This window comes from Desertivirga arenae, from assembly GCF_017355785.1.
GTDB classification, from domain to species: domain Bacteria; phylum Bacteroidota; class Bacteroidia; order Sphingobacteriales; family Sphingobacteriaceae; genus Desertivirga; species Desertivirga arenae.
In genome coordinates, this window is record NZ_JAFEWE010000001.1 from 349361 (window position 1) to 366500 (window position 17140).

Sequence of the window (17140 nt, forward strand, 5' to 3'; positions counted from 1 at the left end):
CCACTCTTATCTTTTTCCTAATCTTAGCATCAATACATCCTGTGCAGGTATATTGGCTTTTAAGACCTTCTTCGTAGTGCCCTGATCTTTTTTCGACCATAGGTTACGAACCTTATATGTCGTAGTCCGGGCGTTTAACTCCCGTTTGGCAAAAGAATCGCTGATCGTATTGGCCTCCCAGTTCATTTCTATGGTCTTAGGACTTTTAGAACGATTAAGGAAGCAAACTGCCCAATCGCCGTTCTTCAATGGCTTATACCATGTTTCAACGCTGTCTTTCACACTATGCCGGAATCCCTGGATTCCCAACTCGTCCTGATCAACGGCGATAACCTCTTTATTAGTCAATATCTCTACCGTTTGCCTGTTCATGTTTCTTAGGTCATTGCCTGAGATCAAAGGAGCAGCAATCATTGCCCACATAGAAAAATGAGCCCGGTCTTGATTGGCAGGCATTCCGTTCCCTACTTCCAGCATATCCGGGTCGTTCCAATGCCCTGGTCCAGCGTACTCGCGAAGTCCTTCTTGTTTGTCAAGGATCTGCATAACTCCCCAGGATTTCCAGGTACCATGATCTTCGATACAATCAAAGCAGTTGAAAATATCTCCTGTAGTTCTCCACAAGTGGCCGACATTCTGGCCCCATTCCCAGGGCTTATCAGTTCCCCATTCGCAGATGCTCAATACAATCGGCCTTCCTGCTTTGCGTAATGCAGCAGCAATGGTTTTATAAGCGCCTTCCGCTTTTAGCCCCTCTGTATTACACCAATCGTATTTCAAATAGTCAATACCCCATTTCGCATACATTTGTGCATCCTGGAATTCAAAACCTCTGCTGCCAGGACGGCCCCCGCAGGTTTGGGATCCTGCATCAGAATAAATTCCCAGTTTCAACCCTTTTGCATGAACATAGTCAGCAAGGGCCTTGATTCCTGAAGGAAAGCGTTTGGGATCGGGGTGAATAAAGCCAAGACTGTCCCTGTCTCCATGCCAGCAGTCGTCGATATTGATATAGGTATAACCCGCGTCTTTCATTCCGGACGATACCATGGCATCTGCGATTTCCCGTATCATTTTTTCATCCACGTTGCAGGCAAATTTATTCCAGCTGTTCCATCCCATAGGCGGAGTTAAAGCCAGGCCTTCAAACTTGGTGTAATTTTGAGCATAGTTGTTTCCCTGGGCGAAGCCGCTTAAGGATAGGCCCAATGCCGCAACCAGGCCAAGTATTGTTTTTCTCATTTTATTAATTATCTAAGTGTTTGTTTAATGTTCAAATCAACTCTAATCGAAAGGATAGTTCCCCGTTTACGGACGCACCCTTATACTCCCGGAATAATCCGGGCCAGCCACACGAAAGAGAGGGTGGTTCAAGCCATAAACTCCCTGGTTGCCTATGCAACCAGGGATAGGTGCAGTAGAGCCTGCTTTATTTAACCAAGAGAATATTGTCCAGATAAAAGGTAGCCGGATCGCCGTTAACCTGCATAATAAAGTCGTCGAGTTTAGAAACTCCGGACCCTTTGAATAAATCGAGGTCGAATTTGAAATAGGTCCATTTGTTAGCTGGGATATTAAGCGCCTGAGTATTGGCCCAGTTGAAGTTAAAGCTTATTACCTTATCAACCTCAGCTCCCTTTACCCAGAATGTAACGTATTTATATTGTGCCAGATCTACCGGATTCTTCATGTGTAACTGAAATCCTCCCCATGAACCAGTGTAGGTAGCCTTCAGGGAATTGGAACCACTCACAGAAAAGGTATTTGCAGTTGCATAATTAATACTCCATCCCCAGTAATCAACATTCGCTGGTTGCCCTTCAGTAAAAATCTGGTAGGCATTGGAGATGTATACCACCTCCTGCTCTGTTGCTTTGGTACCTGAAGAATTGGTGATTAAGAGCTTTGCGCGGCTTTGTGTACTTGCTGGCATATCTATCACCAGTTCTTTCTTAGATTTTGAAACCACAACAGCTTCATCCGTGGTTCCGTCAATCAGCACTTTGCTTACATCTTCAAGGTTTATTCCAGTAAGCGTTACCCGTGATCCTGCCTCAACATCTTTCGCTGATACCTCGCTGACTGTTGGAAGGGCGATAACTTTAAAAGGTACTCTTACAACTTTTCCAGCCTTATTCGTGAATATAATATTTTGAGGACCGCCGCTTGCTGTATCCGGTACGCGGAACACAATAGCGTTCTCGTTATTAAATACAGGATTGAATCCTGCAGGTACGCTGTCTTTCTCGAACACAACGCTCTCTATGGCTCCTAATCCCGAACCCTTGACAATCAGAACGTCGCCTCCTGAGCCTTCTCCCGGGCCCACCTCCTGAATATTGAGCTCTCCCGGACCCGACTCGTTCATGCCATTAGAGTCTTTTTCACAAGAAGTAAAGAGGATACAGGCCCCGGCAATTGCAGCCGTGCAATTTATCCGGATATATTTTAATAAGTTCATTTCAATTTCCTTTTAAGGTTAATAATAGTTTACTGATGGCTGAGCTAACATTGGGTTTAATAAGATCTCAGCGGCAGGAACTGGAAGGAACAACTGGCTTTCTGATGTAAAATATCCTTTAACATCTGCATGATTAATAGTTCTTACACCGTTGTTTGTTACATACTCACCACGTTCCTGGTTTTCAAGGATTTCCTTTGCTTTTGCAAAGCCCTGACGCTGGACATCGAACCAGAACTCGCCTTCAAAATTGAACTCGATCATTCTCTCATGCAGGATCATGTCCTTCGTTATTGAGGTCTTTCTTTCTGTAAATCCAGCCCTCTTACGAACTTCGTTAAAGGCATCCAGCGCTGTTGCATCTGAGGTAGATGCATTGTCTCCTAGAACGGCTTCAGCATATATGAGCAGAACATCCGCGTATCTCAAAACATAGGTACACATGTTATTACTTACACCAATAACCTTTGTGACGCCGTCGCCGGGCCCAACTATGTATTTAGCAGTATTTGTACGTGTTGCTGTATAACTTCTTTTGGAGTTGTCTGTGGTCAGGGTATCGTAGGTAAAACCCGTGGGAAAATTATTGTTCACCCAATCGGTACGATGAAAGCCATGCTCCATTACGCTTCTCCGCCTTAAGTCGCCTCGTTCAAAGGCCGTAAGTAAATTAATAGAAGGGACTACAGAAGAATAACCGCCTGCTCCCAGAGGGTCAAGAAGAGCACCAGGACCTATGTTGGTTTGAACGTGATTTGCAGAAGACCAATCGCCATTTTCTATCCATTGAAAAGCGAAAAGAGACTCCTCATTACCATTTGCTGCAGCAGTTGAAAACAACTGGTAGTAGTCGGGATATAACTTATACTGACCGGATTTTATCACTTCCCATGCTTTTTCCTTTGCATTGGCATAATCCTTCATGTACAAGTAAACTTTGGCCATCATCCCTTTGGCAGAATAGGCATTTACCCTTTTCCTTGGAATTGAGGTTATTAAAGGAAGCCCGCTTTCTGCAGCTTTCAGATCCTCTATGATGAATCTTAATACGTCGGCCTGTTTATGCCTGGGAACATTGAAGTCTGAACCGGCAGCCAGAGCTACAGGATCTGTAATGATAGGCACATCTTTAAATACTCTCGTCAGATAGAAGTAGGCAACGGCCCGCATAAACCTTGCTTCTGCAATTCCCTTATTTAAAAATTCCTGGTCTCCAATTTTAGCTTTCTTTTGTTCGAAGGCATTGATGAGTATAGTTGAAACGCCAGCTACTTTGTAGAACGATTTCCAGGCCTTCATTACCTGGGCATCGTTTTCAGATACGGTGAAGTTCATATAGGGGGCATAATCACCAGGACCAGAAGTGATCCCTGTGCCGCCCATGATATCTCCTATACTTAACCAGGCACGATCCATGAAAGGTTGCCAGGCTGCACCGTATAGCAAACCGGTTGCTCCCTCCACTTGTGCAGCGTTTGTATAATATGTCTCCAGTGTAGGAGCATTAGGGTCTGGTTTTTCTAGAAAATCTTTGCTGCAGGAGACCATGCAAGTGGCCGCTGTTAGCAGGACTAATAATTTATGTTTCATTTCTGATTTCGTTAGTAATGGTTAGAATGTGATATTAGCTCCTATGGTAAAAGTCCGGGGATTAGGATAATTGCCATTATCAACATTAGACATCAGGGCATTATTATTATATGAGCCCAGTTCCGGATCTAAGCCGGAGTACTTTGTGAAGGTATATAGGTTCTGGCCCAGAATGAACACTCTAGCGTTAGAAATCTTCGCTTTACTGATCAATGTTTTAGGTAAGTTATACCCTAGTGTTACATTCTGTATTCTTAAGTAGGAGCCGTCCTCTACAAACCTTGAGGATAAAGATAGGTTGTCGCCATGCCATTGATTATAACGAGGCAATGAACCTTGAGGATTATTAACAGAATAACGATTGTTTAAAACGTCTACCGACTGGTTATAGTAAACTTTGTATGAACCCTCTGTCAATAGCTTGGTGAAATTTAAGATATCTGCTCCATAACTGCCTTGAAGGAATACAGAAAGATCAAAGCTTTTGAAAGTAAAGTTATTGGTTAAACCAAATGTGAACTTCGGATTGGGGTTACCTATAGATGTGATATCATAGGAGTCGATCTTTCCGTCAGGACTACCATTGGGTCCACTAAGATCCCTGTATTTCACGTCGCCCATCCAAATACCTTTTGGTCCGATAGCAATTAGTGGATTTCTGGCACTGCTGTTAATTTCCTGTTCGGACCTGTACAGACCATCTGCAATGTATCCGTAAAACTGACCTACCGGTTTGCCGATAACCGTTCTTGTAACAACCCGGTCAGCATTCAGGGCATCAGTAGCTGAATAAGTAATTGCACTTGTACCTGCATTCAACTCCTTCAGCACGTTCTTATAATGGGTAATGTTAAAGGAGGTTCTCCAGGTAAAAGGCCCCCGTTGAATGTTGTAGCTAGTAGCCGAAACATCGATACCAGTGTTTTGGATCTTGCCAGCGTTTGTAATCGGAGATTGAATATCATCCCAATTGGTTCCAATTCCGGTAAATGCAGGCAAATTAGATGGCAAAAGCATATCGGTAGTAATTTTCCTGTACACGTCAATGGTTAGTTCCAGTTTCTTATTAAAAAGGGTTGCATCCGCAGCGGCGTTATAGGTATTTACCGATTCCCATTTTAAAGCTGGGTTAGGAACATTACTAGGCCAGCTTCCGGGACCAAATGCACCTGTTTGTTGTCTTAACCCCGCAGTATAGGCATTTGCATAATTAGTTACACCTCTTCCTACAGCACCTGCGCCAAAGCGGAACTTCAAATAATTCAACAGTTTCAAGTTATCAGCAAACTTCTCGTTAGTAACTGTCCAACCGAAAGAAACGGCCGGGAAATAACCATACCTGTTATCGGGACCGAAATAGGATGTACCGTCCCTTCTGATAGAGAAGTTAACCGAGTATTTATTATCGTAAGAGTATCCGGCACGGCCAAAATATGAAGCCATTGCCTGCTCGCTTAAACTTCCCCCGGTTTCCTGCCCTACCGCCGATCCTGCAGCGATGGATTGGAAGTTCAGGTTCAAATCTCTTCTGCCTGCACTTAAACCATCCCATTTAGACTCCCAGGCTTCTTGTCCTAATTGAGCTGAGACGTTATGCTTATTGAATTTCTGATTATAACTTAGATAGTTGGTTATACTCCAGAAAGAGGCTATTCCTCTTGATAAGTTGATCCGGCTAACAGGGATTATTGCAGTAGTGCCGTAAATTAATTGCGGCTCGAAAAAATTGCCTTCGTTGACTGAATAATCTACTCCAAGCTGAGACCTGAAAGAGAAATTCTTGCTTAGCGAAACCTCACCATATAAACTTGCTAAGGCCTTCGCCTGAATGTTACGAATATCTCTCAGGGAAGCGAGAGCTATTGGATTACGGTTTTCACCAAAGTTATAGCCACCGATGCGAATTGCAGGTGCGAATTGATCACCAACAAGAATAGGAGCAGCAGGGCTGTTTGATACGGCAACACTGATAGGGGTAGCTGAACCATTCGTTAATGAAACTTGCTGATTAGAACGGGTGAAGGTTGAATTTAGTCCCACCTTAAACCAATCTTTCACCTGCTGATCCAGGTTGACCCGTATGGCATATCTCTTCAAGCCAGAACCAATAACCACACCTGACTGATCGTAATAATTTACAGAGGTATAATAGGTTGTTTTATTGGCTCCTCCTGAGAATGAAACCTGATGTTGTTGCGTGTTCCCTCTTTGAAATAATGCATCCTGCCAGTCGGTTCCTTTTCCCAATACAGATGGATCCCGGTATTCAGGAATTGGTACATAGGAATTCTCGTTTACAGTCGCAATCTCTTCGAGCACTTCATTCTCATATTGAGCAAACTGACTTAGGTTCATCATGTCAAGCTTCCTCTGAATCTGAGAAACACCAGCAAATACGTCATAGGAAATCTTCGATTCACCTGCCCTACCCTTTTTTGTTGTCACAATTACAACCCCATTAGCAGCGCGGGATCCGTAAATAGCTTGAGCTGATGCATCTTTAAGGATATCAATAGAGGCCACATCAGCTGGATTTATATTCGCAAGTGGACTTTGAGCGGTTTGGGCAGCTCCAGCACCTCCGTCTGTGAAATTGGTACTTGGCGCACCGCCGATAGGAACACCATCGATAACATAAAGGGGTTCGTTGCCATTTACAGAGGTAATACCCCCGATACGTACGGAAACACCGCCTCCAGGTTGACCACCGTTAGTACTTATAGTAACGCCGGCTACTTTACCCTGAATTGCCTGATCAACACCTGCAACAGGTGTATTTTTAATGTCTTTTTCTGATACTGAGGCAATGGATGAAGTTATTTCGGCTCTTCTTGCTGCGCCGTAACCTATAACCACAACTTCGTTCAGCTTGTTACTCGCAGATGGATTTAGGGTTACTTTCACAATGTTGTTGTTTCCTACACTTACTTCCTTTGTTTGAAAGCCAACAAAGGAGATCTGCAACACTGCATTACTTTGGGGAACCCTGATCGAGAAACTACCATTATCCGCTGTTTGAGCTGAAGCGGTTCCATTTTTTAGTTTAACAGAAGCGCCGGGGAGAGGCAATCCCGTATCATCTATAACAATACCGGTTATCACCCGGGTATCTTGAGCATAGGCCCCAAATACTGATAGCAGAGCTAGCAGGAGGCATACCAGTGGAATAAATTTTATACTATTATCTTTCTTCATGTTGATTAGCATTTTTGGAATTTGTCATAATTGGTCGAACTTGTTTTTAGTAAATTTTTCACTTCATGGTTTCATTTGTTTAAATAATTAGTCATCTTTTTACCCGGTTAATTTTTCGCTTACTAACAAAGGTTTCAGTGCTCCACTGATGTTGTTGGTTAGTAATTGGTTTGTGAAGTAAAAGTAGATTGGTTACAAAACTGTATTGCTAAAAAACAGGGTCTCAAATGTTAAACCACGAAAAAGATACTTATAATCAACTAGTTAAACCATTGCCTTAATGAAAATCGAGGAGAATATGGGGATTCTTTTTGCGTTTGTTGACTGGCGTGTGCCTCTGGAAAAATCAATTCAACGCAAGTGGCAGGTAAAGCTCTCCGCCGATCATTCCTCCCCGCTATGTTCCTTACTCTCCGCGTATTTGGAAGGTATTACGTCGAATTCGGCTTTAAAGGATTTTACAAAATTTTTGGAGGTTTTAAATCCTACTTTGTAACAGATCTGGGAAATAGTAAAATCTCCTCTTTCCAGCAATTGGGCGGCTCTTTTGAGGCGATAGGATTTAATAAAATCTAGAGGAGTTTTGCCTGTTAAGTTAAGGATCCGTTTGTAAAGGGTAACCCTGCTTACATATAGGAGGCTACTAAGCTCGTCTACAGAAAAATTGGTATTGGAGATATTCTTTTCAATGATCTGTATGACTTCTTGCAGGAACCTTTCATCTGCCGATTCTAGTTCCACATCTGCTGGTTTTACTTCCACCTGTTTCTGATAGGTTTTACGGAAGGATTCCTGCTGTTGTAGGATGTTACGTAATTTGGTTTGAAGGATCTCGAAACTAAATGGCTTGGTCATATAGTCATTGGCACCCGAATCCAGTCCTTTCAGTTGACTTTCTTCCCCTGTCATCGCCGTCAGCAAGATCACTGGAATATGGAAGGTCCTGTTATCGCTTTTGATCTTTTTACAAAGTTCAATACCTCCCATTTCAGGCATGGAAATATCACTAACAACGATATTAGGGTGATAGAACAAGGCTTTCTGCCATCCGTCCTTCCCATTATTGGCTTCGATAACATTGTAATCTTCTTTCAGGTTGTCTTTAAGATAAAACCTGAAATCAACGTCGTCTTCTACTATTAGTACTGTCAGCTTTTTACTGGAAACCACCATTTCTGCTGGCTTCATTATGTCTGCAGGTTGTTTTTCTTCAACTAGGATTTCTTCTAGTAAGTCCTCCGTTTTTGTGAGTTCAGAAACCCTTTCAAGCGGAAGAATAACCGTAAAGCAACTTCCGAAATTAAGCTCACTCTCTAGAACAATATCTCCTCTGTGCAAGCGAGCAAATTCTTTTGCAATAGACAAGCCTATACCGCTTCCCTGGTTAATAATGACATCAGGAATCTCGCTCTGAAAAAAGCTTTCAAAGATTTTGTCCTGCTTGTCCTTTTCAATGCCGATGCCCGTATCCCTTATTTTTATTTCTACCTTTTCGTCGGCAGTCAGGTCAAGCGCAACGTTCACCTTGCCATTCTCGAGGGTAAACTTAAAAGCATTCGATAGCAAGTTAAACAGGATACGTTCCAGCTTATCGTGATCGAAGGAGAATAGAAGGCCTTCGAATGCCGAATTGAATGAAAGTTGGATATTCTTCTGTTCTGCAATGTCTTTAAAAGAAAAAGAAATCTCTTTCACAAACTTCACAAAGTCCCCAGGTCGCTTTTGCACTCTTAACTCTTTCAACTCCATCTTCCGGAAATCCAGCAACTGATTTACCAAGTGTAAGAGTCTTCGCGCATTGCGTTGGATCATACCGATCTGCTCCAAGGCCTTTTTATCTTCAGTATTCTGCTTAAGCAATTTCTCTACAGGAGCCAGAATTAAAGAAAGAGGCGTACGGAATTCGTGACTGATATTAGTAAGGAATTTAATTTTCAGAGCATCGAGTTCTCTGTAACGCATTGCTTCAACCCTTTCCTGCTCAATGATCAGCCGAGCTTCCGCTTTCTCTTGTTCAATAAGCCTTTGCACTTCCAACTTTTCCTGTTCTGCTGCAAATTCAGCTTTGAGCTTCCGAATGCCTCTTTGTCTCAACAGGTACAAACAGGCAATAAAGGCCAATGCGTATAATACATAAGCCCACGAAGATTTATAGAAAGGGGGCAAAATCCGAACTTTCAATGAGGCTGCATTTTCCGTCCATGTACCATCAGGATTGGATACTCGTACCTTAAAAGTATATTCTCCGGGGTCTAGATTGGTGTAAGTTGCTTTACGAATATTATTATCGGCGGTGGTCCATTGATGGTCAAAGCCTTCCATCATATATTGATGTTTAACTTTGTGCGCTTCCAAATAGTTAAGGGAAGCAAAAGCTATGGTGAAAACGTTCTGGTAGCTTTTCAAAACAATCTCTTTGGTATCAAGGATGGACTGCCTGAGAATAATATCCCCATCTATAGCTTCTCCGACCTGCACTGTTTTGTTAAAGAGCTGAAGGTCGGTTATATAAACCGGGCTTTTGGTTTTATTGGTTTTGACCATTTGGGGATCAAAAAGATTGAAACCATCGGCACCCCCGAAAACCAATTCTCCGGATCTTAATTTTAAAGAAGCATTCCGGTTAAATTCCTTCCCTTGAAGTCCGTCGCTCTCATCAAAAGTTGTGAAGCGCAGGCTAAGTGTCGATTTGTCTCCAATGGTTGCCTTTGTTAATCCGTTCGAGGTACTTATCCAAAAAGCGCCTTTACGATCTTCTTCCAACTCCTGAATATTATTGTCTGGCAGGCCATTTTCGGTGGTATAGTTTATATACCGTTTCTTAGAGGGGGTATAAATACTTAAGCCTTCTCTCGTTCCGATCCAGATGTTCCCGGCTCTGTCTTGCCTGAGACAGTTAATCGTATTATTGATTAGGCTATTTCCGTTATCTCCACTATTGATAATGGCTCTAAACTTTTTTGCACCCCGGTCCAGTACGCTTAGTCCGTAGCCGGTTCCAAACCAAACACTTCCCTTTGAATCTTCTAAGATACAAAACACGTAATTAGAGTTGAGCTGCTTTCCCTGCAGGGTAAAGGCTTTAAACGTTTTGGTGTTCCTATTAAAAAGATTTATACCCCCTCCCATGGTGGTCACCCAAAATCTATTTGCAGAATCTTCATAAATTGCTGAGATCCTGTTATCGCTGATACTGGAGGGATTGGAAGGATTATTTTTAAAATGCAGGAAGTTTTTTCCATCGAAGCAATCCAGTCCACCGGAGTAGGTCCCCACCCAAAGCTTCCCGGTTTTGTCAATATATAAGCTTACAACTGCATTATGAGCCAGGCTTTGAGGATCGGAAGGATTGTGCTGGTAGGTTTTGAAAGTCCTTGTTTTGCGATTAAAATATACAAGCCCCTTTCCATTGGTAGCGATCCATAAATTCCCCGATCTATCTTCAACGAAATCGTTAATATCATTATAAATTAGACTATTAGGAGAACTGGAGTGCTTTATCAGATCAAACTTAACGATTCCTGGATGGTAATAATTAACTCCTCTTTTATAAGTGCCAACCCATACCGTGCCGGTGTTATCGTAGTAGATGGTTGAGAGATTATTCTGACTTAAAGACTTGTCATTATCTTCCTGGCTCGAAATGTACTCTACTTTCAAATTTGCCTTATCCAGCAAAGTAAGACCGCCGTGATCGGTTGCAACCCATAACTTATTCTTATCATCCTGAACAATACCTGAAACGATATTAGAGCTCAATCGAAGCGGAGACGAGGCCTTGTTAATTGTAGTAATTGAGCCAGAAGCAGCGTCGATCAGAAATACACCGGGAGAAAACATACTATCGTACACCCAAGGATCACCATCATTATCTACAAAGATCCTGTAGGTATCATTTTCAGTCTTAATAACATTGCTTTGAACATGTACCCGCTTTACAACCTTAAGGGTTGCTCTGTCTATTTTTTCTAATAGACCATCCGCATGAATAATCCAGATGTCGTTTCTAGTTCCAAACCGCAGATCGATGATAGGACTGGCTGATATACTGTATTTATCACGAAGAACGTGGTTTAAATAATCGGTTTCATTTGATTTGGGATCATAATGATAGAGGCCGGTATTAAGCGAGATAAACCAATACCAACCTAACTTGTCTTTTCTTACTCCGCGTGCAGAGTTTTCTGAAATATTTATTTTTCTAAGCTCGTTAGTAACAGAAGAGAAACGGTCGGTGCCTGGATCGTAAACCTGATTTCCAATTCTGCTTTCTACCCAAAGCTTTCCGCCCGGCCCCTCCGCTATACTTCTTATGTCGTTATCGCCAACTGTTGTAGAGTCGGATGATCTATGCTGAAAAGTTCTGAACGAATAGCCGTCATAACGGGCAAGGCCTGCCATAGTGCCAAACCAAACGAACCCCTTCTGATCTTTATAAATGCAATTTATCTGGCTATGAGGCAGCCCGTCTTTTATTGTCAGATGAGAAAAATGATATAAATGCCCCTGTGCATAACCCCTGCTTATATTGAAGGAAACTAGTAAAATGATTATCAGTCTTGTAAACATAAACAGGCTATTCAAATACAGTATAATACATGGTTAGCTCAAATCGTATACGTTATTGTTTTATAACGGTTACCAGGAGTGTTTCTATGCAGCTTTTCTCCTTTGTAAATCGGGCTATTTACGCTTAACAAATGGAGAACTCTCTGTTAACATTGCAAATCTAATAAGGGCAGAGGGCTAATTTGGTAAAAAATAAGGGCTGAAATGTTAAGGAAGGAACCATAAAACAGCAAAGCAGGGTCTTTTAAAACACCTGCCATTGCTATCTTCATATCAAGAAAAGATTTGCCTTATTTGTAAATCTGCTTAAGATCCGACTCAAACAAGGTATAGGGATCATTATAAAACTTTAAGAAATCCGGGACGGAAGGATGATCGGGGAATGGCGCGTAATAGTGCGTGGGACTAGTTGCATCATTACGCCATACCAATACGTAGGCAATCCGGATCGAGTCTCTTTTTATAACTTTTAATAAAGCTTCTGTCCACCAGTTTGGGTTAGCTACAGATTCAAGTCCGGTTTCGGTAAAGGCAGCGAGTTTACTGGAACGGGCAGCAATATTTGAAACAATGCCAAGTTTCTCTGCAGCTAAATCAAGCTTGTACCCATCGCGCCCCATATCGCCATAATTATCGGTTCCGAGCATATCTACCCATTCATTACCGGGATACCTTTCTAAATATTCAGATTCTGTAGTGAAAGTATTATCAGGCGAGAATGCGTAAATAAAGTTGTGAACGTTACATGAATCTCGCAGGTAAGAAATAGTAAACCGCCACAGATCCTTGAACTCCTGCTCGGTACAATGTGACTTTCCCCACCAGAACCAATCTCCATCCAACTCGTGAAAAGGCCTGAATATCACTGGAGCCAAAGTTCCATCAGAAGTTCTCAGGCTTTTAGCCCAATCACCAACCGTAGATAGTATTTTCTTATAATCCTCGTGATTCTTTCCTCCGGGAATAATATACCTGACTGCTGGCAAAGAAATTGAATCCTTCCAGTAAAACCCGCCTCCGGATACAGGATTTGAGAAGTGCCAGGCTACAGTAGTCACCCCTCCCCTTTTATAGGTATCTAATACGTTCTGTTTTAAAAAAGCTGCATTTTTCTTTATCTGATCTTCAGGCAATCCAGACAAACCAGAAAGGTCAATACCGATCACTGCAGGATGAGTGCCTACGACAGATTTCACATCTGATCGCCCCTCATCACCTTTCCATCCGTGCCCGTATTCGGTGGCATGTTGGTGCCCAAAAAGGGTATGTTTGGCTGAGAGTTTAAATAAGTTCCTGAAAAGGGCTTTTGTTTCTTTTGTGGCCTTCTTATCGATCAGCCTGCGCTTTTGACCAATTACATCCGCTACGAAAAATAACATCATAAACGACAGTAATAAAACCGTTTTAACATCTTTAACTTTGTGCATTCTACGTGTGTATTATTTTTTCCCCAAAGGGTATTAGCAAAATTAGACCGCGTTCAGGGCTGCATTGATTAAAAAGAGGTATTGGTTTGTTAAATTTCTCTAATTGTCTCTTGTGCTTTTGAAGTTGTCATTAAAAAGAGAACCTCGCGGCCTGGGAAACCGGAGGTTCTGCATAACCAATAAATATAATAAACCAATTTAGAAGGGACTTAAAAAAACCTTCCTAACGGAAGTCGACGAGGGAATTATCTTCCTTTTCGTACTACAAATGTAGAAGAGCTTAATGCTGTGAACTTTCACAAATAGGGTTTGAAATGTTAAAGTTTCGCCTTTAATACCTTTAAGTTTGCCTCCTATGCGTACACTGTAAAATAGAACAGCGGCTATATGTTTATAAAGCCGCTGTTCGAACATTAAGAATAATCTCAACCAACCACCCGGGTTGAAAATTATCACTATCCTTTATTTCAGGGATGGCATTTCATCCAAGGTAATTACATAAGGATGTGCCATGATCTTTTTCCAAAGCGTTAAGGTATTGTAAGTTCTCATTCTTGTATAATCGCCATACCAGGTCATAAACCAAGACCATGCTGCTGCATCTGCAACAAGGTTATCTGGGTCGGGATTAGAACCACATTCAGAAAGTGCTACCATTTTCTTGCCCCCATACAACGCGTTCATATTGTTAAACTCAATTGATTGAGAGCTATGATCACCCTGCTTATAAATGTCCCTTCCAACGATGTCAACATAAGCATCACCCGGATACCAGGCTTCATCATTAGGTTCGCGAGTCCACACCCAAATCAAGTTTTTTAAGCCGTGATAATTAACCATACGGTCATACATAATCTGATAAAGCTTTTTGCAAGGTTCAGGTCCTTTAGCTCCCCACCAAAACCAGCCCCCTGCTGCTTCATGTAAAGGTCGCCAGATAACTGGTACATTCTGAACTTGTAATTCCTTTAATAAGCCAGACACGTAGTCAATATCACTGATCATCGCATTATACTCAGGAGAACCAACAGAAAGTATCTTTGAAACATCGAAAGTTGTTTTATCTGCATAAAACTCTTCGGTTTGGCGGGAAGGATCCCTCCAGTGCCAAAGAAATACAGGGATACCATTCCTATCCCACCACGTTTTAGCATCACGAACACTGGTTTTATCATCATACCAGGTATAGCCACGGTTTACATGCATAAAATCGACGCCCATAATTGCAGGTTCCTTGCCTGTATTCTGCTTCAGCCAATTTGTTTCGTCAAAACTATTCAAGGTCATTACGCCTGATAGTATTTTCTTACCATAGTTATCTCGTAAAAACTGATAAACCTTGTTAGCTTGTATACTTGCGCCCTGGGTGACTAGTGAGGTGTTAATATTGAAGCGAGAGCTGGGATCAATGGCTTCTAATTTCAGGAAATCTATTTGCATATATCCCCATGAATTATTGATTGCAAGGGTATGTGTTCCCGCTGTTAGTTTGAAGCTATTTACAATTTTATAATCAGTAAAAGTTGCACTGGCCGGAATTGTAAAATTGGAGGATACCCCATCAATGGCAACAATGTTTGTTTTCTCTCCATAAGGAGAAGCTGCATTGATATAGATATTATAGTAAGCGTCTGAGGGTATACTTACCTGAAAAGAAACGGAACCAGAGTTCTGCTCGACAAAAAAGCCTCCGGAACGCCCAGCATCTGCCACAGCTACTGCACCACCTGATAATGTGCCTTGTTCAGCTTCTAATATTGGCCCTGTAAGTGGTGGAGTTGTTGTTCCCCCGCCCGGTTTACCAGAAATTACCTCTTGTAACTTCAGTGATGTACCTTGTTCGTCTTCCTTCTTACATGCTGAGAGGAGGCTCTGAATAAACAGGAATGCTAATAGGACTTTTGTAAGATTTGTTACTTTCATCTGTGTTTAATTTATTTAGTTTAATTGGTGGTTTCGCTGTCTGATGAGACAATCCTGTTTTTCCGTATAAAAAGACCGGAAGTATTGTTCTTACAATTGCATCTGAACTCCTTTGGATAAACTCTGCTGAGAGATCCTGAATTCAGTTGCTATAATTAGTTGTCAGGTCAAAAGTAGGGGTAGCAAAAGTTCTGTTTGTATAGAAAAGGGGTTGATAATGTAAAAGGGATAAGGGAGGAATTAACAATTGATGATGTGAAGAAGTAAAATTTTCCTATTTATTTTTTCAAGGGCTGTGGCATTTAATTCTTGGTTGAAGTTAGAAAGATTCCGAAAACGGCAGGCGCTAGATATCGTAGCGATTGTTGGTATTTAAAGCCAGGTGACCCTGAGCAAACCCAAGGTCTGTGCCTTGTCCGATTTAAAATAGTCTTCAAGCAGGTTTCCAAAGCGTACCAGAAGGTCTTTATTCAAATTATTCCTGGGTATAAATTGCCTGCCATAGTACCGAATACAGTAATTGAGTAGAAGCTCGATGTTGGAAACAATAAGTGTTCTACTATGCTTATCAATGTTTTGGTCTATTTCTTCCTCTATTTTTTTCGACAACCAACGATAGTATTTCTTTCTTTTTTCAATAGATAAAGCGCCTCGATTGTTGAAAAGGATATCGCAACATAAGTTAATCTAACCTGTTATAAAAAAATAAAAGAGACCAATGGAAGTAAAAGAAATTAAAGCATACGGAACGGCGGAAGCAACAGCTCCCCTGGATCAACTGAATATTAACCGCAGGAAGCCTACTCCACACGATGTAGAAATAGAGATCTTGTTCTGTGGAGTTTGTCATTCAGACCTCCATACAGCAAGAAGCGAATGGGGCCCTTCCATGTATCCTTGTGTTCCCGGACATGAGATCGTAGGTAGAATTGTTAGCGTGGGTGCTCATGTTAACAAATTTCAAGTGGGCCAGATGGTTGGTGTAGGGTGTTTGGTTGATTCTTGTCAGGAATGTCAGTATTGTAAAGAGGGGCTGGAGCAATACTGTGAACCGGGCGCGACGCAAACGTATAATTCTCCGGACAAGCACTTTCCCGGAAATCCAACTTTCGGTGGCTATTCTGAAAGCATCGTAGTAAATGAAAACTTTGTTCTAAGTATCCCTGAAAATCTTGATCCCGCTGCGGCTGCCCCTTTACTTTGCGCAGGGATCACCACTTATTCACCTTTACATCATTGGAAGGTGGGCCCCGGTCAAACTGTTGGTATTGTAGGCATTGGAGGCTTGGGACATATGGGCCTTAAGATTGCGAAAGCAATGGGTGCACATGTAGTAGCCTTTACTACTTCTGAGTCTAAGTTTGCAGAAGCCAAAAGGCTTGGCGCTGATGAAGTAGTGCTATCAAAAGACGCTGAACAAATGGCGGCCTATCGAGGTAAGCTGCACTTTATTCTCGATTGTGTTTCTGCAGAACACGATATTAATGCTTATCTAAATCTTCTCCGGGTAGACGGTTCTTTAGCTTTGGTAGGAGCCCCCGAAAAGCCGCTTCCGGTTGCTGCTTTCAGCTTAATCCCCGCACGCAGAAGCTTTGCCGGTTCAATGATAGGCGGAATTGCCGAGACTCAGGAGATGTTGAACTTTTGCGCTGAACATAACATTCCTGCCGATATTGAAATCATCAATATCCAGAATATCAATGAAGCTTACGAGCGCCTGCTTAAAGGCGATGTGAAATACCGCTTTGTAATTGATATGGCTTCATTAAAGAATTAATGATATGGAAATTACGAGGATAGGGTCTCACATTGCTATCCAGGAACAACTTGATGGAAAGGTGGTCGACTGGATGGAAAAGGTTACAGATGAACAGTATAAAAAATAAATAAATTTATATTAGAAGGCAATCGTTTGACGATTGCCTTTCTTTTTTGGGTCCAAAAGTCATAACTTTCTGGACCTGAACAGAAAACG

At 41.9% G+C, this 17140-nt stretch carries 9 protein-coding genes; 1 reads left to right on the top strand and 8 read right to left on the bottom strand.

Annotated elements, in window-relative coordinates; translation table 11 throughout:
- Positions 1–6 precede the first annotated feature (6 nt).
- The 8 genes from J4N24_RS01300 to J4N24_RS01335 all read right to left on the bottom strand — a co-directional run bounded on the left by J4N24_RS01300 (position 7) and on the right by J4N24_RS01335 (position 15774).
- A complete protein-coding gene (locus tag J4N24_RS01300) occupies positions 7–1242 on the bottom strand; it encodes a glycoside hydrolase family 27 protein (RefSeq protein WP_207531833.1) in 1236 nt (411 codons plus the stop codon).
- 187 nt (positions 1243–1429) lie between these two features.
- Positions 1430–2461, bottom strand: a complete 1032-nt coding sequence (locus J4N24_RS01305) for an IPT/TIG domain-containing protein (protein ID WP_207531834.1) — start codon at positions 2459–2461, stop codon at positions 1430–1432.
- An 18-nt stretch (positions 2462–2479) separates the two neighbouring features.
- Positions 2480–4051, bottom strand: a complete 1572-nt coding sequence (locus J4N24_RS01310; RefSeq protein WP_207531835.1) for a RagB/SusD family nutrient uptake outer membrane protein — start codon at positions 4049–4051, stop codon at positions 2480–2482.
- Between the two features lie 21 nt (positions 4052–4072).
- Positions 4073–7246 carry a SusC/RagA family TonB-linked outer membrane protein gene (locus J4N24_RS01315; RefSeq protein ID WP_207531836.1) on the bottom strand — a complete coding sequence of 1058 codons (3174 nt, stop codon included), beginning with the start codon at positions 7244–7246 and terminating at the stop codon, positions 4073–4075.
- Between the two features lie 384 nt (positions 7247–7630).
- Positions 7631–11815: a hybrid sensor histidine kinase/response regulator transcription factor gene (locus J4N24_RS01320; RefSeq protein ID WP_207531837.1), complete on the bottom strand. Its 4185-nt coding sequence runs from the start codon at positions 11813–11815 to the stop codon at positions 7631–7633.
- A 290-nt stretch (positions 11816–12105) separates the two neighbouring features.
- Positions 12106–13242 (bottom strand): glycoside hydrolase family 26 protein, encoded by a 1137-nt coding sequence (locus J4N24_RS01325; RefSeq protein ID WP_207531838.1) that lies wholly within the window; start codon positions 13240–13242, stop codon positions 12106–12108.
- A gap of 462 nt (positions 13243–13704) precedes the next feature.
- A complete protein-coding gene (locus J4N24_RS01330; RefSeq protein WP_207531839.1) occupies positions 13705–15165 on the bottom strand; it encodes a glycosyl hydrolase in 1461 nt (486 codons plus the stop codon).
- A gap of 372 nt (positions 15166–15537) precedes the next feature.
- Positions 15538–15774: a hypothetical protein gene (locus J4N24_RS01335; RefSeq protein ID WP_207531840.1), complete on the bottom strand. Its 237-nt coding sequence runs from the start codon at positions 15772–15774 to the stop codon at positions 15538–15540.
- A gap of 109 nt (positions 15775–15883) precedes the next feature.
- Between J4N24_RS01335 and J4N24_RS01340 the strand changes: the two genes are divergently transcribed.
- Positions 15884–16942, top strand: a complete 1059-nt coding sequence (locus tag J4N24_RS01340; protein ID WP_207531841.1) for an NAD(P)-dependent alcohol dehydrogenase — start codon at positions 15884–15886, stop codon at positions 16940–16942.
- Positions 16943–17140 lie beyond the last annotated feature (198 nt).

Excerpts from the sequence above, each read along its gene's own strand:
- J4N24_RS01300 (WP_207531833.1), bottom strand. The coding sequence starts at position 1,242 with ATGAGAAAAACAATACTTGGCCTGGTTGCGGCATTGGGCCTATCCTTA.
- J4N24_RS01305 (WP_207531834.1), bottom strand. The coding sequence starts at position 2,461 with ATGAACTTATTAAAATATATCCGGATAAATTGCACGGCTGCAATTGCC.
- J4N24_RS01310 (WP_207531835.1), bottom strand. The coding sequence starts at position 4,051 with ATGAAACATAAATTATTAGTCCTGCTAACAGCGGCCACTTGCATGGTC.
- J4N24_RS01315 (WP_207531836.1), bottom strand. The coding sequence starts at position 7,246 with ATGAAGAAAGATAATAGTATAAAATTTATTCCACTGGTATGCCTCCTG.
- J4N24_RS01320 (WP_207531837.1), bottom strand. The coding sequence starts at position 11,815 with ATGTTTACAAGACTGATAATCATTTTACTAGTTTCCTTCAATATAAGC.
- J4N24_RS01325 (WP_207531838.1), bottom strand. The coding sequence starts at position 13,242 with ATGCACAAAGTTAAAGATGTTAAAACGGTTTTATTACTGTCGTTTATG.
- J4N24_RS01330 (WP_207531839.1), bottom strand. The coding sequence starts at position 15,165 with ATGAAAGTAACAAATCTTACAAAAGTCCTATTAGCATTCCTGTTTATT.
- J4N24_RS01340 (WP_207531841.1), top strand. The coding sequence starts at position 15,884 with ATGGAAGTAAAAGAAATTAAAGCATACGGAACGGCGGAAGCAACAGCT.